31 protein-coding genes and 1 tRNA gene are annotated in these 25967 nt (G+C 68.4%); 20 read left to right on the top strand and 12 right to left on the bottom strand.

Features of this window, described 5'->3' with window-relative positions; genetic code table 11:
* Nucleotides 1–35: 35 nt before the first annotated feature.
* From ileS to ndk, 4 genes are read left to right on the top strand one after another with little or no spacing between them, the layout of a single operon-like run.
* Nucleotides 36–3260, top strand: coding sequence for an isoleucine--tRNA ligase (gene ileS, locus ABD716_RS12455; RefSeq protein ID WP_344777353.1), 3225 nt, complete (start codon nucleotides 36–38; stop codon nucleotides 3258–3260).
* Complete coding sequence (locus ABD716_RS12460) at nucleotides 3257–4648, top strand: bifunctional folylpolyglutamate synthase/dihydrofolate synthase (RefSeq protein WP_344777355.1); 1392 nt, start codon at nucleotides 3257–3259, stop codon at nucleotides 4646–4648. Before ileS ends, ABD716_RS12460 begins: the two co-directional genes overlap by 4 nt.
* The gene (locus tag ABD716_RS12465; protein WP_344777357.1) at nucleotides 4645–4998 is read left to right on the top strand and encodes a DUF4233 domain-containing protein; all 354 of its coding nucleotides are present in this window, start codon (nucleotides 4645–4647) and stop codon (nucleotides 4996–4998) included. Before ABD716_RS12460 ends, ABD716_RS12465 begins: the two co-directional genes overlap by 4 nt.
* Nucleotides 4995–5417: a nucleoside-diphosphate kinase gene (gene ndk / locus ABD716_RS12470; RefSeq protein ID WP_344777359.1), complete on the top strand. Its 423-nt coding sequence runs from the start codon at nucleotides 4995–4997 to the stop codon at nucleotides 5415–5417. The genes ABD716_RS12465 and ndk overlap by 4 nt, the downstream gene beginning before the upstream one ends.
* Before the next feature lie 8 nt (nucleotides 5418–5425).
* On the opposite strand, the gene ABD716_RS12475 is transcribed toward ndk, so the two are convergent.
* The gene (locus ABD716_RS12475; RefSeq protein WP_344777361.1) at nucleotides 5426–6037 is read right to left on the bottom strand and encodes a vitamin K epoxide reductase family protein; all 612 of its coding nucleotides are present in this window, start codon (nucleotides 6035–6037) and stop codon (nucleotides 5426–5428) included.
* Between the two features lie 259 nt (nucleotides 6038–6296).
* Here ABD716_RS12475 and ABD716_RS12480 point away from each other — a divergent pair, with 259 nt between their 5' ends.
* Entirely contained in the window at nucleotides 6297–8768 is a 2472-nt protein-coding gene (locus tag ABD716_RS12480; protein WP_344777363.1) for an Rne/Rng family ribonuclease, read from the top strand.
* On the opposite strand, the gene ABD716_RS12485 is transcribed toward ABD716_RS12480, so the two are convergent.
* Nucleotides 8739–9005, bottom strand: a complete 267-nt coding sequence (locus ABD716_RS12485) for a DUF4031 domain-containing protein (RefSeq protein ID WP_344777365.1) — start codon at nucleotides 9003–9005, stop codon at nucleotides 8739–8741. The genes ABD716_RS12480 and ABD716_RS12485 overlap by 30 nt on opposite strands.
* Before the next feature lie 226 nt (nucleotides 9006–9231).
* Here ABD716_RS12485 and rplU point away from each other — a divergent pair, with 226 nt between their 5' ends.
* The 12 genes from rplU (at nucleotide 9232) to ABD716_RS12545 (ending at nucleotide 17677) form a co-directional block, all read left to right on the top strand.
* A complete protein-coding gene (gene rplU / locus ABD716_RS12490) occupies nucleotides 9232–9540 on the top strand; it encodes a 50S ribosomal protein L21 (protein ID WP_344777367.1) in 309 nt (102 codons plus the stop codon).
* Between the two features lie 35 nt (nucleotides 9541–9575).
* The gene (rpmA, locus tag ABD716_RS12495) at nucleotides 9576–9833 is read left to right on the top strand and encodes a 50S ribosomal protein L27 (protein WP_344777369.1); all 258 of its coding nucleotides are present in this window, start codon (nucleotides 9576–9578) and stop codon (nucleotides 9831–9833) included.
* A 76-nt stretch (nucleotides 9834–9909) separates the two neighbouring features.
* Nucleotides 9910–11433 (top strand): GTPase ObgE, encoded by a 1524-nt coding sequence (obgE, locus tag ABD716_RS12500; RefSeq protein ID WP_344777371.1) that lies wholly within the window; start codon nucleotides 9910–9912, stop codon nucleotides 11431–11433.
* Entirely contained in the window at nucleotides 11375–12211 is an 837-nt protein-coding gene (gene proB / locus ABD716_RS12505; protein WP_344777373.1) for a glutamate 5-kinase, read from the top strand. The genes obgE and proB overlap by 59 nt, the downstream gene beginning before the upstream one ends.
* 9 nt (nucleotides 12212–12220) lie before the next feature.
* Entirely contained in the window at nucleotides 12221–13516 is a 1296-nt protein-coding gene (locus ABD716_RS12510) for a glutamate-5-semialdehyde dehydrogenase (RefSeq protein WP_344777375.1), read from the top strand.
* Between the two features lie 40 nt (nucleotides 13517–13556).
* Entirely contained in the window at nucleotides 13557–13790 is a 234-nt protein-coding gene (locus ABD716_RS12515; RefSeq protein WP_344777377.1) for a hypothetical protein, read from the top strand.
* A 24-nt stretch (nucleotides 13791–13814) separates the two neighbouring features.
* Nucleotides 13815–14417: a nicotinate-nucleotide adenylyltransferase gene (gene nadD / locus ABD716_RS12520; RefSeq protein ID WP_344777379.1), complete on the top strand. Its 603-nt coding sequence runs from the start codon at nucleotides 13815–13817 to the stop codon at nucleotides 14415–14417.
* On the top strand, nucleotides 14414–15439 hold the full coding sequence (locus ABD716_RS12525) for a hypothetical protein (protein ID WP_344777381.1): 1026 nt from the start codon (nucleotides 14414–14416) through the stop codon (nucleotides 15437–15439). The genes nadD and ABD716_RS12525 overlap by 4 nt, the downstream gene beginning before the upstream one ends.
* 18 nt (nucleotides 15440–15457) lie before the next feature.
* A complete protein-coding gene (rsfS, locus tag ABD716_RS12530; protein ID WP_344777383.1) occupies nucleotides 15458–15841 on the top strand; it encodes a ribosome silencing factor in 384 nt (127 codons plus the stop codon).
* 101 nt (nucleotides 15842–15942) lie between these two features.
* Nucleotides 15943–16018: transfer RNA gene (locus tag ABD716_RS12535), tRNA-Ala, on the top strand.
* A 157-nt stretch (nucleotides 16019–16175) separates the two neighbouring features.
* Complete coding sequence (locus ABD716_RS12540) at nucleotides 16176–16409, top strand: helix-turn-helix transcriptional regulator (RefSeq protein ID WP_344777385.1); 234 nt, start codon at nucleotides 16176–16178, stop codon at nucleotides 16407–16409.
* The gene (locus ABD716_RS12545) at nucleotides 16406–17677 is read left to right on the top strand and encodes a site-specific integrase (RefSeq protein WP_344777386.1); all 1272 of its coding nucleotides are present in this window, start codon (nucleotides 16406–16408) and stop codon (nucleotides 17675–17677) included. Before ABD716_RS12540 ends, ABD716_RS12545 begins: the two co-directional genes overlap by 4 nt.
* Here the strand turns inward: ABD716_RS12545 and ABD716_RS12550 are convergent.
* Entirely contained in the window at nucleotides 17622–18329 is a 708-nt protein-coding gene (locus ABD716_RS12550; protein ID WP_344777388.1) for a Fic/DOC family protein, read from the bottom strand. The genes ABD716_RS12545 and ABD716_RS12550 overlap by 56 nt on opposite strands.
* Nucleotides 18330–19103: 774 nt before the next feature.
* Between ABD716_RS12550 and ABD716_RS12555 the strand changes: the two genes are divergently transcribed.
* The 3 genes from ABD716_RS12555 (at nucleotide 19104) to ABD716_RS12565 (ending at nucleotide 20864) form a co-directional block, all read left to right on the top strand.
* Entirely contained in the window at nucleotides 19104–19418 is a 315-nt protein-coding gene (locus ABD716_RS12555) for a hypothetical protein (protein ID WP_344777390.1), read from the top strand.
* 165 nt (nucleotides 19419–19583) lie between these two features.
* On the top strand, nucleotides 19584–20057 hold the full coding sequence (locus tag ABD716_RS12560) for a hemerythrin domain-containing protein (RefSeq protein ID WP_344777392.1): 474 nt from the start codon (nucleotides 19584–19586) through the stop codon (nucleotides 20055–20057).
* A gap of 591 nt (nucleotides 20058–20648) precedes the next feature.
* Entirely contained in the window at nucleotides 20649–20864 is a 216-nt protein-coding gene (locus tag ABD716_RS12565) for a hypothetical protein (protein WP_344777394.1), read from the top strand.
* 724 nt (nucleotides 20865–21588) lie between these two features.
* Here the strand turns inward: ABD716_RS12565 and ABD716_RS12570 are convergent.
* From ABD716_RS12570 to ABD716_RS12610, 9 genes are all read right to left on the bottom strand, one after another.
* Entirely contained in the window at nucleotides 21589–22764 is a 1176-nt protein-coding gene (locus ABD716_RS12570; RefSeq protein ID WP_344777396.1) for a fatty acid desaturase family protein, read from the bottom strand.
* A 107-nt stretch (nucleotides 22765–22871) separates the two neighbouring features.
* Complete coding sequence (locus ABD716_RS12575; RefSeq protein ID WP_344777398.1) at nucleotides 22872–23036, bottom strand: hypothetical protein; 165 nt, start codon at nucleotides 23034–23036, stop codon at nucleotides 22872–22874.
* Nucleotides 23037–23080: 44 nt separating this feature from the next.
* Nucleotides 23081–23437 (bottom strand): hypothetical protein, encoded by a 357-nt coding sequence (locus ABD716_RS12580; RefSeq protein ID WP_344777400.1) that lies wholly within the window; start codon nucleotides 23435–23437, stop codon nucleotides 23081–23083.
* Entirely contained in the window at nucleotides 23434–23652 is a 219-nt protein-coding gene (locus ABD716_RS12585; RefSeq protein ID WP_344777402.1) for a hypothetical protein, read from the bottom strand. Before ABD716_RS12585 ends, ABD716_RS12580 begins: the two co-directional genes overlap by 4 nt.
* A 27-nt stretch (nucleotides 23653–23679) precedes the next feature.
* Nucleotides 23680–24303 carry a hypothetical protein gene (locus ABD716_RS12590; protein WP_344777404.1) on the bottom strand — a complete coding sequence of 208 codons (624 nt, stop codon included), beginning with the start codon at nucleotides 24301–24303 and terminating at the stop codon, nucleotides 23680–23682.
* Nucleotides 24300–24887, bottom strand: a complete 588-nt coding sequence (locus ABD716_RS12595) for a hypothetical protein (protein ID WP_344777406.1) — start codon at nucleotides 24885–24887, stop codon at nucleotides 24300–24302. Before ABD716_RS12595 ends, ABD716_RS12590 begins: the two co-directional genes overlap by 4 nt.
* A complete protein-coding gene (locus ABD716_RS12600; protein WP_344777408.1) occupies nucleotides 24884–25276 on the bottom strand; it encodes a hypothetical protein in 393 nt (130 codons plus the stop codon). The genes ABD716_RS12595 and ABD716_RS12600 overlap by 4 nt, the downstream gene beginning before the upstream one ends.
* Complete coding sequence (locus ABD716_RS12605; RefSeq protein ID WP_344777410.1) at nucleotides 25273–25467, bottom strand: hypothetical protein; 195 nt, start codon at nucleotides 25465–25467, stop codon at nucleotides 25273–25275. Before ABD716_RS12605 ends, ABD716_RS12600 begins: the two co-directional genes overlap by 4 nt.
* The gene (locus ABD716_RS12610; protein ID WP_344777412.1) at nucleotides 25464–25901 is read right to left on the bottom strand and encodes an Asp23/Gls24 family envelope stress response protein; all 438 of its coding nucleotides are present in this window, start codon (nucleotides 25899–25901) and stop codon (nucleotides 25464–25466) included. Before ABD716_RS12610 ends, ABD716_RS12605 begins: the two co-directional genes overlap by 4 nt.
* Nucleotides 25902–25967 lie beyond the last annotated feature (66 nt).

A 25967-nucleotide genomic window follows, 5' to 3' on the forward strand; every position in this document is an offset into this window, starting at 1 on the left:
CTCGGCTAGTGATTCAGATCCACTGAGGAGCCGCGTTGCCGTACCCCAAGTCCGATGAGCCGGAAGTCGTCCCGAGCCCGCGCTTTCCGGAGATCGAGCAGAAGGTGCTCGCCTTCTGGAAGGAGGACGACACCTTCCAGGCATCCGTCGACCAGCGCGAGGGCTGCGACGAGTGGGTGTTCTACGACGGCCCTCCGTTCGCGAACGGCCTGCCGCACTACGGGCACCTGCTGACGGGTTACGCGAAGGACCTGTTCCCGCGCTACCAGACGATGCGGGGAAAGCAGGTCAAGCGCGTCTTCGGGTGGGACACGCACGGCCTGCCCGCCGAGCTCGAGGCCGAACGGCAGCTCGGCATCAACGGCAAGGCAGACATCGAGAAGATGGGTCTCGCCGCCTTCAACCGCGCCGCGAAGGAATCCGTGCTGCGCTACACCGAGGAGTGGCAGGCCTACGTCACCCGCCAGGCGCGCTGGGTCGACTTCGAGGGCGGCTACAAGACCCTCGACCTGTCGTTCATGGAGAGCGTGCTGTGGGCCTTCAAGCAGCTCTACGACAAGGGCCTCGCCTATGAGGGCTACCGCGTGCTGCCCTACTGCTGGCGCGACGAGACGCCGCTGTCGAACCACGAGCTGCGCATGGACGACGACGTCTACAAGGTGCGCCAGGACCAGACCGTCACGGTCACGTTCCCGCTGGTCGGCGAGAAGGCCGAGTCGCTGGGGCTCACCGCGGTGCGCGCGCTCGCGTGGACCACCACCCCCTGGACGCTGCCGACCAACCTCGCGCTCGTCGTCGGGCCCGACATCGAGTACGCCGTCGTGCCGGCCGGCCCGAACGGCGCCGCAGACACCCCGGAAGAGGCGGGGGAGTACCTGCTCGCCGTCGACCTCGTCGGCAACTACGCCAAGGACCTCGGCTACGACGACGCGGCCGCCGCGCTGGCATCCGTCACCCGCACGATCATGGGCGCGCAGCTCGCCGGCGTGCAATACGACCGGCTGTGGGATTTCTACGCGGATGCCGAGACGTGGGGCACCGAGAATGCATGGCGCATCCTCGTCGACGACTACGTGACGACGGCAGACGGCACCGGCATCGTGCACCAGGCGCCCGCCTACGGCGAGGACGACCAGCGCGTCTGTGAGGCGAACGGCATCCCGGTGATCGTCTCGGTGGACGACGGCGGGAAGTTCCTCGCGAACATCGCCCCCGTCGCCGGCCTGCAGGTCTTCGACGCGAACAAGCCGCTCACGCAGCTGCTGCGCAGCGAGCACCGCCTGCTGCGGCAGGCGAGCTACGAGCACTCGTACCCGCACTGCTGGCGCTGCCGGAACCCGCTGATCTACAAGGCGGTCTCGAGCTGGTTCGTGCGCGTGACCGAGTTCAAGGACCGCATGCTCGAGCTGAACCAGCAGATCGCCTGGGTGCCCGAGAACGTCAAGGACGGGCAGTTCGGGAAGTGGCTCGAGGGCGCGCGCGACTGGTCGATCAGCCGCAACCGCTTCTGGGGCTCGCCGATCCCGGTGTGGAAGAGCGACGACGCGAACCACCCGCGCATCGACGTCTACGGCTCGCTCGACGAGCTCGAGCGCGACTTCGGCACCCTGCCGAGGAACGCCGAGGGGCAGGTCGACCTGCACCGCCCGTTCATCGACGAGCTGACCCGACCGAACCCCGACGACCCGACCGGACGCGCGACCATGCGCCGCATCAGCGACGTGTTCGACGTCTGGTTCGACTCGGGGTCGATGCCGTTCGCGCAGGTGCACTATCCGTTCGAGAACCGCGAGTGGTTCGACACCCACAACCCGGCCGACTACATCGTTGAGTACATCGGCCAGACCCGCGGCTGGTTCTACGTGCAGCACGTGCTCGCGACGGCGATCTTCGACCGGCCGGCCTTCCGCTCGGCGCTCAGCCACGGCATCGTGCTCGGCTCGGACGGGCAGAAGATGTCGAAGAGCCTGCGCAACTACCCGGATGTCTCCGAGGTGTTCGACCGCGACGGCTCCGACGCGATGCGCTGGTTCCTGATGTCGTCGTCGGTGATCCGCGGCGGCAACCTGATCGTGACGGAAGAGGGCATCCGCTCGGGTGTGCGCGAGCTGCTGCTGCCGCTGTGGAGCTCGTACTACTTCTTCACGATCTACGCGAACGCCTGCGGGTACGAGGCGACGCGGCGCACGGACTCGACGAACGAGCTCGACCGCTACATCCTCGCCAAGCTGCGCGAGACGGTCGAGTCGGTCACAGAGCACCTCGACGACCTCGACAGCCCGTTCGCCGCCGCCGCCCTGCGCGACTTCGCCGACGTGCTGACGAACTGGTACGTGCGCCGCTCGCGCGACCGCTTCTGGGTCGGGGTCACGGAAGACGGCGAGAACGCCGACGCCTTCGACACGCTGTTCACGGTTCTCGAGACGCTCTGCCGCCTCGCCTCGCCGCTGCTGCCGCTCGTCACCGAGCACATCTGGCAGGGGCTCACCGGCGGGCGCAGCGTGCACCTCGAGGACTGGCCCGATGCTGCCGAGCTGCCCGCCGACCACGAGCTGGTCGCCGCGATGGACGCCGTGCGTCAGATCGCCTCGACGGGCCTGTCGCTGCGCAAGGCGAACGGCCTGCGCGTGCGCCTGCCGCTCGCACAGCTCACGGTCGTCGTGCCGGATGCCTCGCGGCTTTCGGCCTTCGACGGAATCCTGCGCGACGAGCTGAACGTGAAGGCGGTGGCGTTCGTGGCAGAGACCGAGACGAGTGCGGACGACTACGGCATCACCCGCCGGCTGTCGGTGAACGCCCGCGCGGCGGGACCGCGCCTCGGAAAGCAGGTGCAGGACGCCATCAAGGCGGCGCGCGGCGGCGATTGGAGCGAGAGCGACGGCGTCGTGACCGCAGGCGGGATCGCGCTCGAGCCGGGGGAGTACGAGCTCGTGCTCGAGGTGGCGCAGAAGGGCGACGGCTCAGAGGCGCTCGCGCTGCTGCCCGGCGGAGGCTTCGTCCTGCTCGACACCTACGTGACGCCCGAGCTTGCAGCCGAGGGCGCCGCCCGCGACCTCATCCGCAACGTGCAGGACGCGCGCAAGGCCGCGGGGCTCGACGTCAGCGACCGCATCCGGCTGCAGCTCACGCTCGACGAGGCATCCGCAGCCGCCGCACGCACCCACGCCGAGCTCATCGCGGCCGAGACACTGGCCGTCGACTTCGACGTGGCGGTCGGCGAGCCGTCGATCGACGTGCAGAAGGTGGAGGTGTCGGCATGACCCTTCGACAGGCTCCGGGCGACGACTCGTACCGCGCAGCGGCCGACGCCGCCTACGCGGAACTGCTCGAGCGCGTCGGCGAGGCGAAGCCCGAGCGCCGCCTCGACGCGACCAGACGCGCCGTCGAGGTGCTCGGCGACCCCCAGAAGGCATACCCGATCATCCACATCACGGGCACGAACGGGAAGACGTCGACGAGCCGCATCGCCGAGAGCATCCTGCGCGCCTACGGTCTGCGCACCGGCCTGCTCACCAGCCCGCACCTCGAGCGCTTCAACGAGCGCATCCTGATCGACGGCGAGCCGATCACCGACGAGGCGCTCGCCCGGAACTGGGAAGAGATCAAGCCCTACCTCGACCTGGTCGACGGGGAGCTCGAGGCGGCGGGCCGACCGCGGCTGACGTTCTTCGAGGCGGTGACGGCGCTCGGCTTCGCCTGCTTCGCCGACGCCCCCGTCGACGTCGCGGTGATCGAGGTCGGCATGGGCGGCGAGTGGGATTCCACGAACGTCGGCGACGGCACGGTGGCGGTGTTCACGCCCATCGCGCTCGACCATATGGCCCAGCTCGGCGGCACCATCGCTGAGATCGCGCGGACGAAGGCCGGCATCATCAAGGACGGCGCCACGGTCGTGACGGCTCGGCAGACGCCTGAGGCGATGCGCGAGCTGCAGGCGGCGGCCGCCCGGCACGGGGCATCCGTGATCGCACAGCCGGCCGAATTCGACGTCACCGCGACGTCCGTCGCCGTCGGCGGCCAGCTGATCGACGTGCGCGGCACGGCGGGCGCCTACGACGGGCTCACGCTGCCGCTCTACGGCGACCATCAGGCGCAGAACGCCGCGGTCGCGATCGCCGCGGTCGAGGCGTTCATCGGCGGCGGCGCGCACAAGCTGACGCACGAGCTCGTGGAAGAGGGCATCGCAGGCGCGACGTCCCCCGGGCGCCTGCAGCTGATCGGCACCGAGCCGACCGTGATCGTGGATGCCGCGCACAACCCGGCCGGAGCGGCGACGCTGCGCGCCGCGCTCGAGCGCTTCTTCGACTTCGACGAGATCGCGTTCGTGCTCGGCGTGCTCAAGGACAAGGACGCGCGCGGCATCGTCGACGAGTTGTCGCCGGCGGCCGCGACGATGATCGTGACGCAATCCCACTCCGACCGTGCGCGATCGAGCGAGGATCTCGCCGAGGACGTCTACGAGTGGACGCACGAGCGCGTCGACGAGGTCGAGGATCTCGGCGAGGCGATCGAGGCGGCGCGCGCGTGGGCTCTCGAGGGCCCGAAGCGGGCCGTCGTGGTGACAGGTTCGATCACCCTCGTGGGCGAGGCCATGGCTCTCGCGACCGAGCGAGGGTGGAAGGCGCCCCGCGCGGAGGACGGCGAGTGAGGAACCGCAGCGTCCGCGAGTCCGTCGGCTCGATCGTGCTCGGCTTCGAGCTGATCGTGCTGTTCCTCGGCGGCCTCGTCGCGTGGGGCCTGCACGTCGCGCCGTCAGCGGTCGTGATCACCGGCGGCGTCGTCCTGATCGCCCTCGCCATCGTGGCCATCCTGACCCTGCGGTACCGCGTCGGCGCCCGGATCGGCTTCGCCGTGCAGGTGCTCGCCATCCTCGCCGGCATCTGGGTGCACATGATGTTCATCGTCGGCGCCCTGTTCCTCGCCATCTGGATCTACGCCATGTACTCGGCCGATAAGGTCGAGCGGCAGAAGCACAACGAAACGGAGAACCCGCAGTGACCACCCCTGTCGAAGAGACCCTCGTCCTCGTCAAGCCCGACGGCGTCGCCCGCAACCTGACCGGCGAGATCCTGCGCCGCATCGAGGCGAAGGGGTACCAGCTCGTCGACATCCGCCTGGTCGAGGCCGACCTCGAGCTGCTCTCGCAGCACTACGCCGAGCACCAGGGCAAGCCGTTCTACGAGCCGCTGATCGAATTCATGCAGTCGGGTCCGATCGTCGCGATCCGCGTCGCGGGCGAGCGCGTCATCGAGGGGTTCCGCTCACTCGCGGGCACGACCGACCCGACGACGGCCGCGCCCGGCACCATTCGCGGCGACCTCGGCCGCGACTGGGGCCTCAAGGTGCAGCAGAACCTCGTGCACGGCTCCGACTCGCCCGAGTCCGCCGCGCGCGAGCTGGCCCTCTGGTTCGGTTAGCCGAGCGCTCAGCCGAACAGCTGGCTGATCAGGTCGAGGCGCAGCTGCGCCTCGAGCGCGATCACGACGTAGAGCACGAGAGACAGCAGCGGCACCCAGGTCACGAGCGCCGTGCCCGTGCCGATGAGCGCCTTCCCATAGCGGCCGACCGCCATGTTGTGCAGCGTGACCGCGAGCCACATCGGGATGACGACGGCGTAGACCAGCGCGCACCAGGGGCAGAGCGTGCCGATGAAGAAGATGCTCTCGGTCGAGAGCCACGCGATGAAGCCGATCGCGAACCAGTGCCCCAGGTTGAACAGCAGCCAGAACCAGTTCGGGAACTCCACACGGCCGAGCAGCGCGACCCCCACGATGATCGGCGCGGTGAACATCATCAGCCCGAGCATCGGGTTCGGGAATCCGAAGACGCTGCCCTGCCACGACCCGATGTTCTTCCCGCACTGGATCGACGCCGAGATCGAGCAGCCGAGGTTCGTGTTCGGGTCGGCGAGGAGGGCGAGGTCGTCCTTCATGAGCGAGAACGAGGCGAGGAGTCCGAGCGCGCCGCCGACGATCAGCAGCAGGGCGAGCGCAAGATGGCGCGGGCGGTCTTCGGTCTCGGGTGCGGTGTCTGACACAGGGCCGAGTATCGCATGCCGGGTTAGGCATGAACCGGGCCGGAAGACACGCCGTGCGATAATGGGCTGCAGGCCGTCCCGCCAGGCGGACGATGGCCGCAGAAGACAAGGTTTTCGTGTTCCCACAGCGAACACGGGCAGGCGGGCGATCTGGCCCGCCGAGTGAAGGTTTGCGGCAGCTGCAGAAGCTGCCCCAGGAGAGTTCCCGTAGCGACCGGGGCGCAGGCTTCGGCCGCTCGGTACGAGGAGTGCACCAGAGATGGTGGAAAAAGATGAATACACGCAGGACAGCGCGACCGAAGGCGCAGGCAAGCGTCGTGGCCGCTTCTTCGGAGGGCGTCGCCGCAAGGCCGAAGAGACGGATGCCCCGCCCGTGACCTCCGAGTCGCCGGCCCAGCCCGACGTTCTGGTCGCGACCGAGCAGGGTGCCCCCGAGCCGGCGCCGATCGACCAGGAGGCCGTCGCCGCCGATCAGGACCACCCCCTGGCGCCGCCGCTGCCGCAGCCGCTGACGACCCCGATCCCCGTGGTCGGCTCGCAGCAGGCGGCGCCTCTCGCGGGCCCGGTCTCGACGACGACGCTGCTGTTCCAGGCGCCGCCCGTGATCGCCCTGCCCGACATCGACGACGAGGACGAGGTCGGGACCGAGCCCGACGGGGGAGCACCGGGCAGCCGGCGACGTCGCAGGCGAGGGGGCTCCGGCGGAGCATCCGACGACCAGCCGCGCGAACGCGAGAAGCCCGCCAAGCGCGAGCCGGAACTCATCACCGAGCCGCAGAAGGTGAAGGGGTCCACGCGCCTCGAGGCCAAGAAGCAGCGCCGCCGTGACGGTCGCGACGCGGGCCGCCGGCGCGCGGTGATCACCGAGGCCGAGTTCCTGGCGCGCCGCGAGGCCGTCGAGCGCACGATGGTGGTGCGGTCGAAGGCGGGGCGCATTCAGATCGGCGTCCTCGAGGACAAGGTGCTCGTCGAGCACTACGTCGCCAAGAGCCAGGAGGCGTCGCTCATCGGCAACGTCTACCTCGGCAAGGTGCAGAACGTGCTGCCCAGCATGGAGGCCGCGTTCGTCGACATCGGCCGCGGCCGCAACGCCGTGCTCTACTCGGGCGAGGTCGACTGGGAGGCCGCGCAGGCCGAGTCCGGTGAGAAGAATCAGCCCCGTCGCATCGAGCTCGCGCTCAAGCCCGGCGACAAGGTGCTCGTGCAGGTCACGAAGGACCCGGTCGGCCACAAGGGCGCTCGGCTCACCAGCCAGGTCTCGCTTCCCGGCCGGTACCTCGTCTACGTGCCGAACGGGTCGATGAACGGCATCAGCCGCAAGCTGCCCGACACCGAGCGCGCCCGCCTCAAGAAGATCCTCAAAGAGGTTCTGCCCGACAACGTGGGCGTCATCGTGCGCACCGCTGCGGAGGGTGCGACCGACGAGCAGCTCACCCTCGACGTGAACCGGCTGACCGCGCAGTGGGCCGAGATCCGCGAGGCGGTCGAGAAGGTGCAGGCGCCGGCGCTGCTGCACAGCGAGCCCGATCTGCTCATCAAGATCGTCCGCGACGTGTTCAACGAGGACTTCCAGAAGATGATCATCCAGGGCGATGACGCCCGCGAGACCATCGAGCGCTATCTCGGTCACGTCGCTCCCGATCTGCTCGAGCGCGTCGAGGCGTACAGCGGCGACAAGGACGACGCGTTCGACGAGTTCCGCATCTCCGAGCAGATCGAGAAGGCGCTCGACCGGAAGGTCTGGCTGCCCTCGGGCGGTTCGCTCATCATCGACCGCACCGAGGCCATGACCGTGATCGACGTGAACACCGGCAAGTTCGTCGGCTCGGGCGGCAACCTCGAAGAGACCGTCACGAAGAACAACCTCGAGGCGGCGGAAGAGATCGTGCGCCAGCTGCGGCTGCGCGACATCGGCGGCATCGTCGTCGTCGACTTCATCGACATGGTGCTCGAATCGAACCGCGACCTCGTGCTTCGGCGGCTCGTGGAGTGCCTGAGCCGCGACCGCACGAAGCACCAGGTGGCCGAAGTCACGTCGCTCGGCCTCGTGCAGATGACGCGCAAGAAGCTCGGTCTCGGCCTGCTCGAGACCTTCAGCGAGCCCTGCGAGGTGTGTGCAGGCCGCGGTGTCATCGTGCACCACGACCCCGTTGTGAAGCACCGCTCTCAGCAGCCTGAGCGCGGCAGCGAGCGCCGTCGAGGCGGTCGCGGCGAGCGAGGCGGCAACGGCAACGGCGGTGGCGCCTCGAACAGCGGCAACGGCAACGGGAACGGCGCGCACACCCACGAGGGCACGCACCAGCTGACGGAGGAGGCGCGCAGCAGCCTTGCCCGCATCGCGGCCTCGACGCTCGGCCACCCGGTCACCTCTCCCGTGCAGGTCATCGACGTCGACGCGCAGCCCGAGCAGGGCGAGGCGGCGCCGGCCGAAGAGGGGGCGCGCTCCGGCGGCCGACGCTCGCGCTCGCGCCGTGCGCGCAGCGGGGGAGCGGGGGATGCTGCGCCGCCCGAGCAGCCGCAGCCTCAGGCATCCGCCATCGAATTGCCCGAGGCGCACCCCGTGGCCGAGTCTCGCCGTGTCGACGCCGAGGCGACCGCGCAGCTGCTGGACTCGGTGCTCGACTCGCTTCCGGCCAAGCAGCCCCGCCGCAGCCGCCGGGTCTCGACGGGGGCGTTGACGACCGAGTCCGGTCAGTCGGGGTCAGCGCCGGTCGACGGCGCGGACGCGTAGACCGCTGCCGCGCAGACGCTCGACGAGCTGACGCATCGACACCGGCTGGGCGCCGAGGGCGACGAGCTCGTCATAGCGCTCGGCCGGCACGTCGTAGTGATCGAGATCGAACGCACGGCGTGGCACCCTGGCCCGTTGCGCGAAGTCATGCAACTCTTGCAGGGACGCATCGCTGACGAGATGCGACCAGAGTGTTCCGTGAGCGGGCCACGCTGGGCGATCGATCAGCACGGTCATGGGCCTCGAGCCTACCGGAGCGCACTGCGCGGCCGGTCGGCAGCGGTTTTGACCGGCCATGCCGCATCAGGTACTCTTGATTGTTGGCGTGCGCTGGCTCGTGCCGCGCCGTAACCTCGGTTTCCCGAGCCCGATCGGTTGTCGCAGACAGTCGCTCGCAGGCCGGTGAGTCACCCAGAAATCAAGCATCGGAGCGGCTTCGCTCCCCGGAGAAGTAGGTACAGAAGTGGTTTTCGCAGTTGTGCGCGCCGGTGGTCGGCAGGAGAAGGTCGAGGTCGGCACCATCGTGACCCTCGACCGCATCAAGGCTGACGAGAACGGCAACGTCGAGCTCGCCCCGGTGCTCCTGGTCGACGGTGACAAGATCACCTCCGACGCCAAGGCCCTCGCCAAGGTGACCGTGACCGCTGAGGTCCTGGGCGACCTGCGCGGCCCGAAGATCGTGATCCAGAAGTTCAAGAACAAGACCGGCTACAAGAAGCGCCAGGGCCACCGCCAGGAGCTCACGCGCGTCAAGGTCACCGGCATCAAGTAGTCCCCAGGACTCCGAGAGACATAGAGGCACTCCAGATGGCACACAAGAAGGGCGCGAGCTCCACTCGCAACGGCCGTGACTCGAACGCGCAGCGCCTGGGCGTGAAGCGCTTCGGCGGCGAGCAGGTGAACGCCGGCGAGATCATCGTCCGCCAGCGCGGCACCCACTTCCACCCCGGCGCCAACGTGGGCCGCGGCGGCGACGACACCCTCTTCGCCCTGTCGGCCGGCGCCGTGCAGTTCGGCGTCAAGGGCCGCCGCAAGGTCGTCAACATCGTGACGGCCGAGGCGTAGACCAGGAATCGTTGAGATTCAATGGAGGGGCGGGCTTCGGCCCGCCCCTCTTGCATTCACCCCTAGGAGAGACCTCATGGCGACGTTCGTCGACCACGTGACGCTGCATCTGCGGGCCGGTCACGGCGGAAACGGCTGCGTGAGCGTGCGCCGCGAGAAGTTCAAGCCGCTCGCCGGCCCTGACGGCGGGAACGGCGGGCACGGCGGCGACATCGTTCTGGTCGCCGACCCGCAGGTCACGACCCTGCTCGGTTACCATCGCCGCCCCCACCAGAGCAGCGAGAACGGCGGCTTCGGCATGGGCGACATGCGGCACGGTGCCCGCGGCGAGGATCTCGAGCTTCCCGTGCCGGTCGGCACGGTCGTCAAGAGCGCCGACGGCGAAGAGCTGGTCGACCTCGACGAGCCCGGCATGCGCTTCGTGGTTGCTGCCGGGGGCATCGGCGGGCTGGGCAACGCGGCCCTCGCGAACCCGAAGCGCAAGGCGCCGGGCTTCGCACTGCTCGGAACGCCCGGCTGGGAAGGCGACGTCGAGCTCGAACTGAAGACGATGGCGGATGTCGCACTCGTCGGCTATCCGTCGGCGGGCAAGTCGTCGCTCGTGGCGGCCCTCTCCGCCGCGAAGCCGAAGATCGCCGACTACCCGTTCACGACGCTGACGCCGAACCTCGGCGTCGTCCAGGCGGGCGATGTTCGCTACACCGTGGCCGACGTGCCCGGGCTGATCGAGGGCGCCAGTGAGGGGAAGGGGCTCGGTCTCGAGTTCCTGCGTCACGTCGAGCGCTGCACCGCGCTGCTCCATGTGCTCGACTGCGCGACGCTCGAGCCGGGGCGCGACCCGATCACCGATCTCGAGGTGATCCAGGCCGAGCTCGCCGCATATCCCGTGCCAGAGGGCCAGGTGCCGCTGCTCGATCGCCCGCAGCTGGTGGCACTCAACAAGGTCGATGTGCCCGACGGCAAAGATCTCGCAGAGTTCGTGCGCCCTGAGCTCGAGTCGCGCGGCTTCCGCGTGTTCGCGATCTCCACCGTGAGCCACGAGGGGCTGCGCCCGTTGTCGTTCGCCCTCGCCGAGATCGTCGAGGCAGAGCGCACGCGCCAGGCGGCCGAACAGCAGGAGCGCCCGCGCATCGTCATGCGCCCGAAGGCCGTCGATGCCGTGCCCTTCACCGTCAAGGTCGAGGGCGGCAGCGACGGCACCTACTACCGCGTGCTCGGTCAGAAGCCCGAGGCGTGGGTGGCCCAGACCGACTTCCAGAACGACGAGGCAGTGGGCTTCCTCGCCGACCGGCTCGCGAAGCTCGGCGTCGAAGACGGGCTGTTCGCGGCAGGCGCTGTCGCCGGCGACACCGTCGTCATCGGGCCGGGCAATGGCATCGTGTTCGATTGGGAGCCCACGCTGACCTCGACCGCCGAGCTCGTCACCGCGCCGCGCGGCACAGACGAGCGCCTCAACCAGAACTCGCGCGCCACGCGCCGCGAGCGTCGAGAGCAGTACTACGAGCGCATGGACGGCAAGGCGGCGGCGCGCGCTGAGCTCGATGCCGAGCGCGAGGCCGGCCTGTGGGCGGGCGACGAGGTCGAGGGGGACCACGATTAGCGCACGACCCGTTCTGACCTCGGCCAAGCGCATCGTCGTCAAGGTCGGCTCCTCGTCGATCAGCGGCGAGAACTCCTGGCGGATCGCGCCCCTGGTGCTCGCCCTCGCGGCGGCGCATCGCAAGGGCGCCGAGATCGTCCTCGTGTCGTCGGGCGCGATCGCGACGGGCATGCCGTTCCTCGAGCTCGAGTCTCGCCCCGACGAGCTCGCAACGCAGCAGGCCGCGGCCGCCGTCGGGCAGAACGTGCTCATGCACCGCTACCAGGCGGCCCTCGACCCCTACGGCATCGTCGCGGGCCAGGTGCTGCTCACGGCGAACGACATGGAGGACCTGACCCACCGCGAGAACGCGCAGCGGGCCATGGAGCGGCTCCTGCAGCTGCGCATCCTGCCGATCGTCAACGAGAACGACACCGTCGCCACGCACGAGATCCGGTTCGGCGACAACGACCGGCTCGCCGCCCTCGTCGCGCGGCTGATCGGCGCCGAGGTGCTCGTCCTCCTCTCCGATGTCGACGCGCTCTACACGAAGCCCCCGCAGCAGCCCGGCGCCGAGCAGATCCCGTACGTGGGCATCGACGACCGGCTGGCCGGCGTCGAGATCGGGGCGACGACCGTGAACGGGGTCGGCACCGGGGGAGCGGTGACGAAGGTCTCCGCCGCCCGGCATGCGGCCGAGGCCGGCATCGCGGTCGTGCTGACGTCGATCGATCTCGTGTCGCAGGCTCTGGACGGGGCATCCGTCGGCACCTACTTCGAACCGGCGCCGCAAAACTAGACTCGCCTCATGTCCCTGCTCGAGAATCCGACGGCGCCCCCGACGGGCGACTTCGACTCCGCGGCCTTCTACGCCGACCTCGACGAGGCGAAGCGTGCGGCCCGTGTGCTCGCGACGGCGAACTCCTCCGCCAAGGACGCGGCGCTCGAGGCCGTCGCCCACGAGCTGCTCGCCCATGTCGACGAGATCGTGGCGGCGAATCGCGAAGACCTGGCTCGCGGCCGCGAGAACGGCTTGAGCAGCGGCCTGCTCGATCGGCTGACACTGACGCCCGAGCGGGTGCAGGGCGTTGCCGACGCCGTGCTCGACATCGTCGGCATCGCCGACCCGGTCGGCGAGTCGGTGCGCGGGCGCACCCTGCCGAACGGCGTCCACCTCGAAGAGGTGCGGGTGCCGTTCGGCGTCGTCGGCGCCATCTACGAGGCGCGGCCCAACGTCACGGTCGACATCGCGGCGCTCGCGCTGAAGAGCGGCAACGCGGCTGTTCTGCGCGGCGGGTCGGCAGCCGAGCGCACCAACGCGGTCCTGGTCGCAGCCATCCAGGCCGCCCTTGGGCAGGCGGGGCTGCCGGCGGCATCCGTGCAGACCATCGATCGCTTCGGGCGCCGGGGCGCATCCGAGCTCATGCGCGCACGCGGCCGGGTCGACCTGCTCGTGCCGCGGGGAAGCGCGCAGCTCATCCAGACGGTCGTCACAGAGTCGACCGTCCCCGTCATCGAGACCGGGGCCGGCGTGGTGCACATCGTGCTCGACCAGAGCGCCCGCGAGGACTGGGCCGTCGACATCGTGCGCAATGCGAAGGTGCAGCGGCCGAGCGTGTGCAACGCCGTCGAGACGCTGCTTGTGCATGCGGATGCCGCGACCAGGCTCCTGCCGCCCGTGCTCGGCGCCCTGCGCGCAGCGGGCGTCACCATCCACGCCGACGAGCGCGCTCTCGCCATCTTCCCCGACGCGGTGCCCGCCACCGAGGAGGACTGGGAGACCGAGTACATGAGCCTCGACCTCGCCGTGCGCGTCGTCGACGATCTCGACGAGGCGATCGCGCACATCCGCCGCTACTCGACGAGCCACACCGAGTCGATCATCACGAACGACCTCGGCAACGCCGATCGCTTCCTCGCCGAGGTCGATTCCGCCGTCGTCATGGTCAACGCCTCGACGCGCTTCACCGACGGCGCCGAGTTCGGCTTCGGCGCCGAGGTCGGCATCTCGACCCAGAAGCTGCACGCCCGGGGGCCGATGGGCCTGCCCGAACTCACCAGCACGAAGTGGTTGGTGCGCGGTTCCGGGCAGATCCGCCGATAGACTGAACCCGACGCCCCACGTCGAAAGGAACGAATCCGCAATGCTGCACACCGCCGTCCTCGCCGCGTTCGAGTACCAGGAGCACGAGCTGCCCATCCCGGCGGTGGTGTACGGCATCATCGGCGCGGTCGCGTTCATCTTCCTCGGCGCCGTGACCTGGAGCTACAAGGATGTCGCTCGCCGGCACGCCCCGTCCCACGACCCCGAGGCGGCGCAGCACATGACCTCGACCGGCTCCGAGTCGCACGGCGCCGGCCACCCGGGCCAGCACTAGGTCGAGTCGGAGCCGCCAGCGCAGATGGTCGTGCCTCAGCAGGGTCGGCGACGTGTCGGCGTCATGGGCGGCACCTTCGACCCGATCCACCACGGCCACCTGGTCGCAGCGAGCGAAGTCGCTCAGTCGTTCGGCCTCGACGAGGTCGTGTTCGTCCCGACCGGCCAGCCCTGGCAGAAGGGCCCCGTCAGCCCGGCCGAGCACCGCTACCTGATGACCGTGATCGCGACGGCATCCAACCCGCGCTTCACCGTGAGCCGCGTCGACATCGATCGCCCGGGGCCCACCTATACGATCGACACCCTGCGCGACCTGAAGGCCGAGCGACCCGATGACGAGCTGTACTTCATCTCAGGCGCTGACGCGATCGCGCAGATCCTCACCTGGCACGACGTCGACCAGCTCTGGGAGCTCGCCCACTTCGTCGCTGTGAGTCGTCCGGGACATGAACTGAGCATTACGGGTTTGCCGACGGGCGACGTAAGCTTGTTGGAAGTCCCGGCACTGGCGATCTCCTCCACGGATTGCCGCAGTCGGGTGAGCAGGGGCTTCCCCGTCTGGTACTTGGTTCCCGACGGCGTTGTCCAGTACATCTCCAAGCACCATCTGTATCGGAGCGTGGCATGACGTTGAGGCAGGATCAGCAGCAGCCGCTGACGCGCCGTCAGCTCCGCGAGATGGAGCGGGCAGCACAGGTCGAATCGACCACCGGTGAGCAGCAGGTTCCCGCCGTCGCGCTCCCCTTCTCCGCATCGCCCGCCCCTGAACCTGCGGATCTGCGGCCTGTCGTGCAGACGGACGCACCGCCGCCCCCGGCCCAGGAGGCGACCCCGGAATCGTCCGCGGCCGCGCCGGTCGTGCCGCTCACCCGCCGTCAGCTGCGGGCGCTGCAGCAGGCGCAGGAGATCCAGTCGGCGCCGGTCGAGCACGGCGCTCCGGCCGAGGCATCCGCTGAGCCCGCCCCCGCTGCTCCCATCGTCGACGTCCCGATCGCCGCGCTGCCGTTGCCGCAGGCGGCGGTCGCCGCCCCCGAGGTCATCTCCGAGGCGCCCGAGCCCGAGGTGCCGGCCGCGTTCACCGCCGCCGAGCCCGAGGTCATCGACGACGCGCCGGTCGGCCCGACGACGGGCGAGGTGCGGGCGTATCAGCCGCCCACGGGCCACTGGTCCCTCGGCGCGAGCGAGAGCTTCGACGACGTGATCGCGCAGGGGGCGGCCGACGCCCACACCCGCTCGGTCGAATCCTCCGGCGCCACGACCGCGTCGCACGCGCTGATCCTGCCGGTCATCCCGTCCGCCGCCGACATGACCGGCCCGCTGAACGCGACCGGCGAGATCCTGCTCACCGGGTCGATCGACCTGCCGCGCGGCCTTGGCGCCACGGGCCAGGTCCAGGGTCACTTCGACGGCCCCGACATCGACCACCTGCTCGACCAGCACGACCGAGACGTCGCGCCGAACTCGAGCGTCGAGCCCGTGGCGGCCACTCGCGCCATCTCGACGCACGTGCCGACGGTCAGCACGAACATCGTCCCGCCCAAGAAGACCAGCCACAAGGTCGGCGCGATCGTCGGCGTCTCCGTCGGAGGCGTCGCGGCGCTCGGCGTGATCGGCGCGGTCGTCGCCGGCTTCGTCTTCCACGCGTTCTAAAGACAGAGAGATCACTGCATGACGGCATCCGCCCAGGCCCGAGAGCTGCTCCAGCTGGCTGCGGTCGCAGCCGACTCGAAGGCCGGCGAAGAGCTCGTCGCACTCGATGTGAGCGGCCCGCTTCCTCTGACGGACATCTTCCTGCTGGTCTCCGGCAACTCCGAGCGCAACGTCGTCGCCATCTCCGATGCCGTCGAGGACGCGCTGAACGAAGCCGGTGTGAAGACACTGCGCCGTGAGGGCAAAGAGCAGGGCCGCTGGGTGCTGCTCGACTTCGGCGATCTCGTGGTGCACGTCTTCCACCAGGAGGACCGCCAGTACTACGCCCTCGAGCGGCTGTGGCGAGACTGCCCGGTGGTGCCCTTCGAGCTGCCCCACTCGGCCGTTGCGGGCCAGGGGTGACGGGGCGCTGAGCCGCCCTCGATTTCTTGGCACGCCGTTCGCTGTAGTAAGCTGAACGAGTTGCCGCGAGGGGAAATCGAACGGCAACGACAACCGAATACGGGTCTGTGGCGCAGCTGGTAGCGCACCTGCATGGCATGCAGGGGGTCAGGGGTTCGAGTCCCCTCAGATCCACCAGAAGTCCTGGTGAGTGGCCATTTGCGAAACCCTGAACAGGGGAAACGAAATGGTCATTCGCCATTTATTCGACACTTCACATCCCGCACGGCGCGTCCGCACGGCGTTACTCGAGAGTTCTCGAAGCGCCGCGGGCCGTCTCGGCCTCCTGTCCTGCATGAACAGCAATACATCGCAGGACGCTCCACTGGAAGAGATCATGACGCTGTCACGACTCGCCGCTTGGCTTGAGCTAGCCGTCCAAACGCTCTACGACCTGCGCAGTCACGAGCGTGGACCCCGAGGCTTTCGCATCGGCCACGAGTTACGTTTTCGCCGAAGCGCGATCGAAGTGTGGCTCGGCCAGCTCGCGGCGGTTGACGAGGCCAAGCACCCTGGGGCGGATCGATGAGCGGCGGCCGGCCCAGAACCGCGATCGGCACTTACGGAACGGTCAGTGTCCGATGCCATGGGCGCAGTTACATTGCGACGACCCGTTTCCGCGACCTCGATGGCCGGCTTCGTTCCGTCGCTGCCTGCGCAGCGTCGCGGTCGGCGGCCCAGGCACGCCTCAAGGCACGACTGGCCAGCCGTTCTGGCTACGGCAGCGGGGGAGTGCTTTCGCTTGCGAGCCCGTTCGGCGACCTCGTCGAGTTGTGGCTCGCGGACCTCGACTTGCAGGAACTTAGCGAGGGCACAAAGAAGAACTATCGACAAGACCTCAGACGTCAAATTTTGCCCGCCTTCCGGCACTACAGCCTCGGAGAAGTCACGACCGGCCGTGCCGAATGGTTCCTCAAATCCGAGGCCAGGGTCTCCTACTCGCGGGCTAAGCACTCCCGAACCATGCTTAACCTCCTTTTCGCCTTCGCGCTGCGGCCGGACGCGATTCCGCGCAACCCGGTGGAGGGCACCTCGCCACTGGAGAAACCGAAGAACGTGCCCCACGCGCTCACACTCACCCAGATCGCCGCGATCCGGCAGGCTGCCTCCTCCTGGCGTACCGGTCCGGACGTCAAAGGCCCAAAGCCGGACGGCCAGGTTCGCGACATCCTCGAAGTTCTCCTCGGCACTGCGTTGCGAATCGGGGAGGCCCTTGCGCTCCGTCCCTGTGACGTCCTCGACTTGCCGCATGGCATGGAACTGCAGGTGCGCGGCACGGTCGTCCTGCGAACCGGGCATGGGGCGGTCCGTCAGGATCATCCCAAGACAGAACACTCCGTACGACGTATCGCCGTACCCGAATTCGCTGCCGAAGTGCTGCGGGCCCGCCTCTTGTTACGGAACCAGACGGACCCACCGCGCACGATTTTCTCGAACAAGAGTGGTGACCCGCTCAGCCCTTACAGCGTGCGACGGACCTTCCGCGAGTTCCTGTTGCTCGCCGGCCTTGAGGACACCGGCATCACGTTGCGCTGGTATCGGCGCACAGGCGCCACAGTGATCGCACGCGGCGCCAGCACCGACGCAGCGGCCTTGTTCCTCGGCCACGGATCGACGGCGATCACCGAAGGGCACTACATCGAACCCGATCGCACCGTCGATCACAGACCGGCATTCCTGCTCGAGCGAACATTGCGGCGCGATGCCTCTGATAACGCCCTGTTGCGCGCGCCGTATTCGACTACCGAGGAACAGGCGCTCGCCGAACTCGACGGCCCAGAGGACATCGGCAGTTGAAGAGGCGGCCGAAAGGCAGTTCGCGTCCGTGTTGCAACTGATCGTGGAGCTGGTCGTGCGCGGCGAGCTCCGCGACGGGGATGAACACCGGATGTATGAGGGCGTCGAGCCCTTGTTTGTTGTGGGTGATCGCGATGGTGTGGGCATGGGCGAAGACGTGCGGGGCGATGAGGTCCCAGTCGATCGCCCATCCGGCGCGCAGGGCGAGCTGATTGAAGAAGACGAACTGAGTGCGGGTGTTGACGTCGCGGAAGGGGTGCAGTGCGGTCGTCTCGCCCCACACCCACGCGAGCCCCGCGGAGAAACTGTCCGTCTCGCGGCTCCGCAGGTAGTCCATGTCGGCGAGTGTGTCGAAGATCCGTTGTGCTTCTGCGGGGATGTGTTCGGGTCGGCAGTGGACCACTCCGGTCCCGCCGGGCCCGGTGTCGGTGTCGCGGAGCCGGCCGCCCCAGGTGTAGAAGCCGTCGACGAGGTGCGCGTGAATGGCTTGCAAGTGCGGGAGGTCGAAGCGCCCTGGGATGGGGTTCAGGAGCAGTTCGGCGTAGTGGGCGTGCACGACGACCGCCTTGGCCGCTTTCCATAAGCTTGGGTCGGTATAGCCGGGGATGTTGATGAGCACTTCGGTGCCGGGATGCGTGTAGTGGTCGGGCATCATGCCGTCATCAGGGGGCGAGGCGGGTCACGGGTGTGACCGTGACGTTCCTCGAGCGCAGCCAGCCCGTCGCGGATCGCGTCCTCGGCGCTAGGCCGGCCAAGGAGAACCTTGTGCGCGGCGTTCCTTGCTCCTCGCCCGCTGCTTGCTGGGCGGCCTCAACCTCTGCCAGCTGCCGCCGGATCCGGGTCCGGGTCCGGGAGATCGTCGCTCGTGTCGCCATCAAGGCAACTCCACTCGACTGAGGCCAGTTTACCGTCCGCCACCGACAACCTGAGAGATGGCGCGACTTCAGGAGACAGGAGTCCCAGCCGACCAGCGGCCTCACCGACATCCGCGTCGCCGCCGAATCGCACAGCGCCCTCGCTGCGCATTCTCTTCAGCGAGAAGCTGCCCCCGCCCGTGCGTTCACCGCCCGAGAACCGCCGAGGCAACGGAGCAGTTCCAGGAGAGCAACCATGGCCGAGGCCGCGTCGCTGTTCCGAGCAGCACCCCACCAAGGCACGCGTACGCGTTTCGCAACCCGGCGTGCCGCAACCCCTGTTGCAACCCCACGCCGCGACCGAGCCGCGGCCTTTCCTCTCAGGCCTTCAACTTTTCCCGCTGGACGCAAGCGTCTCCCGCCGAGCGCGCCGCCCGATCGACACGAGAGCGCCGCTCGGTCACCCACAGCGCCGGGTGGCAGCCCCTGACCTCGATCAGCCGGATGCGCGCCGAGCAAGTCGACGCCACCGGCGATGCGGTCCTTGTGACATTCGATGAGAGCCGATAGAGATGCCGCCCGGTCTCGACGAGCTGATCCGGCAGCAGACCGGCCGCCGCGGGAAGGCGTCTCACGCCTCCCACGGCAACGGCTGGCTCTTTCCTGGCGGCATCCCCGGACGCCCGATCCAGACCGAGATCATCCGCGCACAGCTGGTCGCACTCGGAATCAAGCCCTCCAACAGCCGCAAGGCCGCGCTCTTCCAGTTCGCCGCGACTATCCCGACCCCCATCCTCGCGGATCTCATCGGCATCGCCCCGAACACCGCCGCACGCTGGGCCGCACTCACCTCGCGCAGCTGGTCGGCCTACATCGCACAACGCTGAACACTCCACCCAACTCCACCCCAGACGATCCGAGAGCACATCGGATGTGTTCGCCCTGCGCTACCGTGGTCCCAGCGTCGCGTGCTGGTGGCAGGCAGTGCCAGGCATGGAGGCGTGGGATCCGAAGGAGCACGACGATGACGACGTCGTTCCCTTCGCCCTCTCGTGACTGAGGGCGAGAAGACCAGGCTGATCGCCTGGGGCAACGAACTTGAAGCCGTTCACCGGCGGCTGCGCGACGCACTGCAAGCGACACGAGCGGCCCTCGGCGCCGGGACCACAGCCCGGCCGGTGGAAGGCGAGCTGCTGCCGTTCTGCCACGGCTTCTGCGCAGCTCTGACCGGTCACCACCAAGGCGAGGATCGCGAGCTGTTTCCGGTGATCGCGGCGCAACACCCCGAACTTCGCGAGACTCTGCGGAAGCTCCAACAGGACCACGCGCTGATCGCGGAGCTCGTGGAAGACCTACAGGTGGCGACCGAGGGCTCTCATCGCCCCCTCGAAGCCCTCGAATCGCAGCTCGACGGGATCGCAGCCATCATGGAGTCCCACTTCGGATACGAAGAACGGCAACTGCGCACCATCCTCGACACGATCACGCTGGACGCCAACCCCCACGACGTCTTCGGCCCCCTTTGACCCCGCGCTATTCACCCCAGCCGAATATGTCCCGTGCGCCAGTACCTGTGCATCACCTATGTAAAAACAGGGCCGGGAAACGGGCAATGAATCTCCGCAATGGCAGAGCCACGCAGCAGGACTCAGAATCGGCCGTTTTTCTTCCGGCGAGGCTGGGGTCTGTCGCGATGACCGCCCCTGACCTCGCACTCAGACGCATTGGGGGTCCATCCCGCATGCGACGGGGGAAACACAATCCGGGCACGGAAAGCCGGCTGAGAGCCCAGGGAAAGGCGCCGGCGCGACGCAATCGCACGCCGAGGAAACGCGGACTCGAACCGCGGTGGACGCACAGCAACCCGGAGGCTTCAAGTCGTCCACCTTGCGCCACGACCGCACGGAGTTGCATCAGGCGTTGCAGTTACATCCGGAATGGCGACCCCGCAATCACCTTCGCCGGGTCCGGCTGCGCCGCCCGCCGCGGTCAACAGTGTGGGGGCTGTTCTCCGGAGAACCGTTCTTGGCGGAACTCAGAGTGCGCGACGTGGCGCAGAATAAGACGCCTGGGCCCTCGATCGCCCGGCTCGCCGCCGAATACGAGACCCTGGCGGCGTGGCGCAGCACGACAGACGGGCGTCCCTCGTCCGCGGCCCAGGACTCACCGGCGAGGAGACAAAGGCCGCGATCAGTTCTCCAGCGTTCGGGGCTCTGACCGCAGAGCTGCGCCGGACCAAGGCCAACCACCACGACGTCGAGACGCTGCTGCTCGCCTGCTCCTGGCTTGAAGGATGCTCGATGACATCGCCGCGGTCCTCCACCATCGCCTGACCCGCGCCACCGAACGCGCAAGGCACCACGCCTGGTCACCGACCTCATCCCCGAAGTCGCCGGGCCTTGAACGCCCAACTCCGACAGGCGTTCAGCCAACGCGGTGACCTCATTGAAGCAAGCGCTGAGGCTCGTCTCGACGCGACGCTTACCAACGTTCGCGGATGGAGAGCAGCTCTCGGCAAGGCCCGTGCCGCGACGACGTGGCGGGACGCTGCCGGCGCGGTTGCGGTATAAGAGCAACGCTCCGGTCATGGCGCCAGCCGAGGGCGAACGACGGACCGAGGATGGGGTCCGCCGCGCCAGCCCGTCGCACGTCGGGCCGACGCTGTGGAGCTAGAGCCGGTCCGCCTTGCTGCCGGTCTTTTGCGAATGCCGCCGCTCAGCTCTGTCCTGGCTGTCGAGGCGGGTTCTTCTCCATTGAGGATCTTCCGGGACGGGGCACTCATCTACGTACGGCCTTCTCGACCGAGACATGTGGGACGAGAGGCCCGCTACGCTCCGCGTGCTCTGGGCGTCAATCCTCCGTCCCCACTACTTTCTGCGGTCTACATGCCCGCCAACATCCTTCTCGACCCGATCCGCACCCGCCACGGCCCCAAGTGGGGCGTCCCCAGGATGCTCCGCACGGCGCCTTACCTCCTTCGCTGCAAGCTGGACCAAGCTCCTCGCAGACGGCGGTCTCGGCTGACTCAATTTGGACGAGCAGCAGGCAGCTCTCGGGTCACGTTGCACAGTTGACGGGTGTCGCGGTCTGGCGGCCGGCGATCATGGGGCATTCGAAGGGGTCTTGGTCTCCGAGGCCGACGTTGTCGATGTAGTTCGTGACGCTGCGGAATGCCTGGCGGATGCCGGTCTCGGTGTAGGTGACGTTGCGTTCCTTGCAGAAGGCGCGGACGAGGGGTGCGGCGTGGCGCAGTTGGGGGCGGGCCATTGAGGGGAAGAGGTGGTGCTCGATCTGGTAGTTGAGGCCGCCCATGGTGAATGAGGTGAGCTGTCCGCCGCGGATGTTGCGGCCGGTGAGGACCTGGCGGCGGAAGAAGTCGAGCTTCTGGCTCTTGGGCACGAGGGGCATGCCCATGTGATTGATGGCGAACACGGCGCCGAGGTAGAAGCCGAAGACGGCGAACTCGATGCCGAGGAAGGTGCCGGCGCGGCCAGGTGAGAGCACGAGGAAGGTCAGGCCGATGAAGCCGCCCAGCCGGGCGAGCATGAGGCTGATCTCCACAGAGCGGTGCGGGACATTGGCGCGCCCGAAGACGCGTCCGAAGCTCGAGATGTGCAGGATGAGGCCCTGGAAGAACAGGAAGGGGAAGAAGCCGATGCTCTGGTGGTCGAGCGTCCACCGGGCGAGACGGCTGCGCTCACGCAACCGCATGAGGCCGCCGGGTTGGACGACGGGGATGTCGAGGTCGGGGTCGTAGCCGATCCGGTTGGGGTTGGCGTGGTGGCGGGTGTGTTTGTTGTTCCACCAGCCGACGCTCATGCCGACGAACAGATTGCCCATAATGAGGCTGGCCCAGTTGTTCCAGCGCCCGGATTGGAAGACTTGGCGGTGTGCGGCGTCGTGGCCGAGGAACGCGGCCTGCGTGAACGCGACGGCGAACACCCCGGCCAGCGGCATCTGCCACCAGCTGTTCCCGCCCCGGACGAAGAGCACCACCAGGAACGCGAGCACGATCGTGATCAGCCAGAACTTCGACCAGTAGTACACGCGCCGCCGCCGCAGCAGCCCCGCCTCCTTGACCTGCTCAGAAAGCTCGGCGAAATCCGTGCTCCGCCGCACCGGGCACTCCTCGCCCGAGGCGGGACGGCTTGTGCGCCGAATGGTTCCGGGTCCTATGGGGGTGAGTGCGCCGGCGGTACCGATCGTGATGCCTGCGCTGGTGATGGTGGCCATCCTGGGGTGCTCGGACGCGGGGCCCGTGACGGTGCCGGGGGCTGTGGCGCCTCCTCCGGAACCCGCCGGGGCCGGCCGGCTTGTCGATCGTGTGTTCATCTGTCGTGTCAAACCTTTCGGCGTCCGGTGGCGAGGCGGACGAGCCACACCACCAGGGCGATGATGAGCAGGACGATGCCGACCCAGAGCAGCCAGTGGATGGTTGCGACGATGCCGCCGGTGATGAGGAGGATGATCGCGATCACCGCGATAAGAAGGAGAAGCAGGTTCATGAGTCTCGTGCCTTTCGTTCGTGGGTGATGGATGAGGGCGCGGCTCAGGAGCGTCTGGACCTGATCACGCCGAAGACGAACGCTGCGACGACGACCCCGGCCGCGATCAACGCCGTCCGCGCCCGGTGGCTCTTCGCGGTCCGCGTGGCCCTGCCGCCGATCTCGGCGGCTGTTCTGGCTGCATAGCGCAGTCCCGTGGATGCTCGCCGCTGTGCGGTGTCGATCGCGTCGCTGGTCGCGGCGGCCGCGGAGCCGACCGCGTCGGAGGTCAGCCCGGCTGCCCTCCCCACGGCGTCAGAGGACGCTTGGCCGGCCGTGTTCACGGCCTCGTGCGCGCGTTCCGCAGCCGTGTCGACCGTGTCTTGTGCTTTGTTGTTGTTCGTATCGCTCATCGCGGTCATCGCCCGATCTTCTTGGCTTGCTTGGTGGCCGATGTGACGGCCTTGTGTGCGCGTTTGAGGGCGCGTGTGCGGGCTTTCTTGATTTTGGGGTCGTGCCGGACGGCGTCGACGGCGGCTTTGATTTCCAGGTAGCGGCCGCGGCCGGCTCTGGCGCCGTAGGTGTAGGCGGCGAGGGCGAGGGTGCCGAGGCTGAGCCAGGTGAGGAACTTGCGCATGTGGTTGCTTTCTTTGTCGTTCGGGGCTTATCGGGCGTGAGCGGTGCGGGCGACGCGAGTGCGGCGGGACAGGCGGGCGCGAAAGCCGCCGCTGATCTGGATCAGCGCCGGGATCTGCCGTCCGAGGAGCGTGTCGAGGGCCGTGAGGGTGTTCTCGATGTGCTCGGCGAGTTGCCGCGGGGATTCGCCGCGACGGCAGGTGACCACGATCTTGAGCACCGGCGTGCGGCGCACGCGATAGGTCGACACGTGCGAGGCGAGGAGCTCCGGGCGCTCGTCGAGATCGTGCTGGATCGCCTGTTCCGCGACCTCGGAGTCGATGACCGTGGCCCCGCCCGAGGTGGTGTCTTCACGCAGCAGGGTGTCATGGTGACCGTGCCCTTGGCGGAAGATGAAGATCAGCAGCAGCACCACGATCAGTACCAGGGCGGCGAGGATCAGGATCCAGCCCCAGCTGGTTCCGGTCCCGGCGAGCGGGATGGTCTTGAACCAGCCGGTGAGGTCTCCATGGACCGTCGGGGCGGTTGCGCGGTAGTCGGCGCGGATCGTGTGAACGGTGGTGATCGCGAGAAGCGCAGCACCGGCCAGGAGCGTGAGCAATCCGATCACGAGGATCAGGATGCGATTCAGCGCGCGGTTGGTGTTGTTCATGCCCCGACCTTCCCGTTCGCGTTGATGACCACCGAGGCATGCACGTGCGGGTACAGCTCGAATGAGGCCAGTTGCTCTCTCGTCACGTTCTCGACGGCGTCGCTGCGGACCGACGTTCCGCTCGTGGGGGTCAGGTGTATGACCGCGCGGTGGGCGGAGACGCTGACGACGGCGTTGTCCGGGTGCGTGTTCCCGGCGTGGGCGGCGTGCCGGGCCAGTGCGGAGGCGATGACCTCGTTGTCCACCACGACCGCGGCGCGGATGGAGGGAAGAAGCTGGTGTCGCGCGCGGCGGCCGGGCGTGAGCGCGCCGATGATCAGGAGGACCCCGAGGAGCATCAGGAGGATGCCGATCGTGACGGGCACCGCGATCGGGGTCGCTCCCAAGGTGCTCAGCGCGGAAAGCATGTCCTGTGGCGCCGCAAGGAGCGCCGTATGGTTCACCATCATCAGGATGATCTCGGCGCCGGCGTACAGGCACAGCAGGATAATCGCGACTGCGGCGGCGATCGCCAGGACGGCGCGCGACGAATGGGTCTCGCGGCGCAGGATACGGCGGTACGAATACGGTGCCGGGGCGCTCATGCGACTCTCCTCTCAGCCTGGATCTCGATGCCGGTCAGTTCCACGCTGACGTGTGCGATTTCGGCACCGGTGAGTGCGGTCACCCGCTCACGGATCGTCTGCTGCGCGTGGCTGGCGCGTTGGAGCAGCGTGCCGCCGCTCCCCTCGACGAGGCCCGGCTTCTGCTTCACTCCCTTCAGCGATACGACCTGGATCGGCGTGCGGACGTGGAGAGCGAGGAGCCCGTCACGGTCGGAGAGCTCCACATGCACCGCATGTGCCGTCACGCCGAAGGTGTCTGCGGTCACAGCGGACACCATCCGGTCGAGGGCGCGCGGGGCGACGGTGGTGCGCCCGCGGCCGGGCGTCGTGGCCTGGCCCATGGCGGGTACGGCTGCGGTGGAGCTCATGAGGAGGTGCGCTTGCCGCGGAAGGTGTCCACGAGAGAGCGCATGTCGAGTTTCCCGTCGATGATCCTGCCGGCGATCGCGCCGAGGATCATCGCGATGGCGACGAAGAAGAACGCCCAGAACCCGAGCGCGAACCACACGACCGCGAGGGTCGCGCCGACGAAGATCCCGACCTTGGTGGCGGTGATCACTGGACCCGCGCCTGAGTGCCGCTGTCGGCGTCAGCGGTGTCGTCATCGGAGGGGATGTGCACGTCGTTCACGGTGATGTTGACCTCGGTCACGTCCATCCCCACCAGGGTCTGGATCGCGGTGGTCACGGCGGCACGTACCCGGTCGGCGACGTCCTGCAAGGCCACCGGATATTCGGCGACGAGGGTCACGTCGACGGCGACCTGCGTCTCGCCCACCTCGACGCTGATGCCCTGACCGAGGTCAGTGGTGTTGATCGCATCGCGGATCGCGCCGAACGCGCGGGCCGCCCCGCCACCGAGCGCGTACACACCGGGAACCTCGCGGGCGGCGATGCCGGCGATCTTGGCGACCACGCCATCGTTGATCACGGTCTTGCCCGAGCCGGACTCGGCGATCGTGGCGGTGGTGGGAAGAACGGTTGTGCTGGCCATGAGATGCTCTCTTGTTCCTACTTGGGCGGAGCGTTGTCGCTCCTACCGATAGGACGTGACCGGCGG

Source organism: Gryllotalpicola kribbensis, from assembly GCF_039538245.1.
GTDB lineage: Bacteria > Actinomycetota > Actinomycetes > Actinomycetales > Microbacteriaceae > Gryllotalpicola > Gryllotalpicola kribbensis.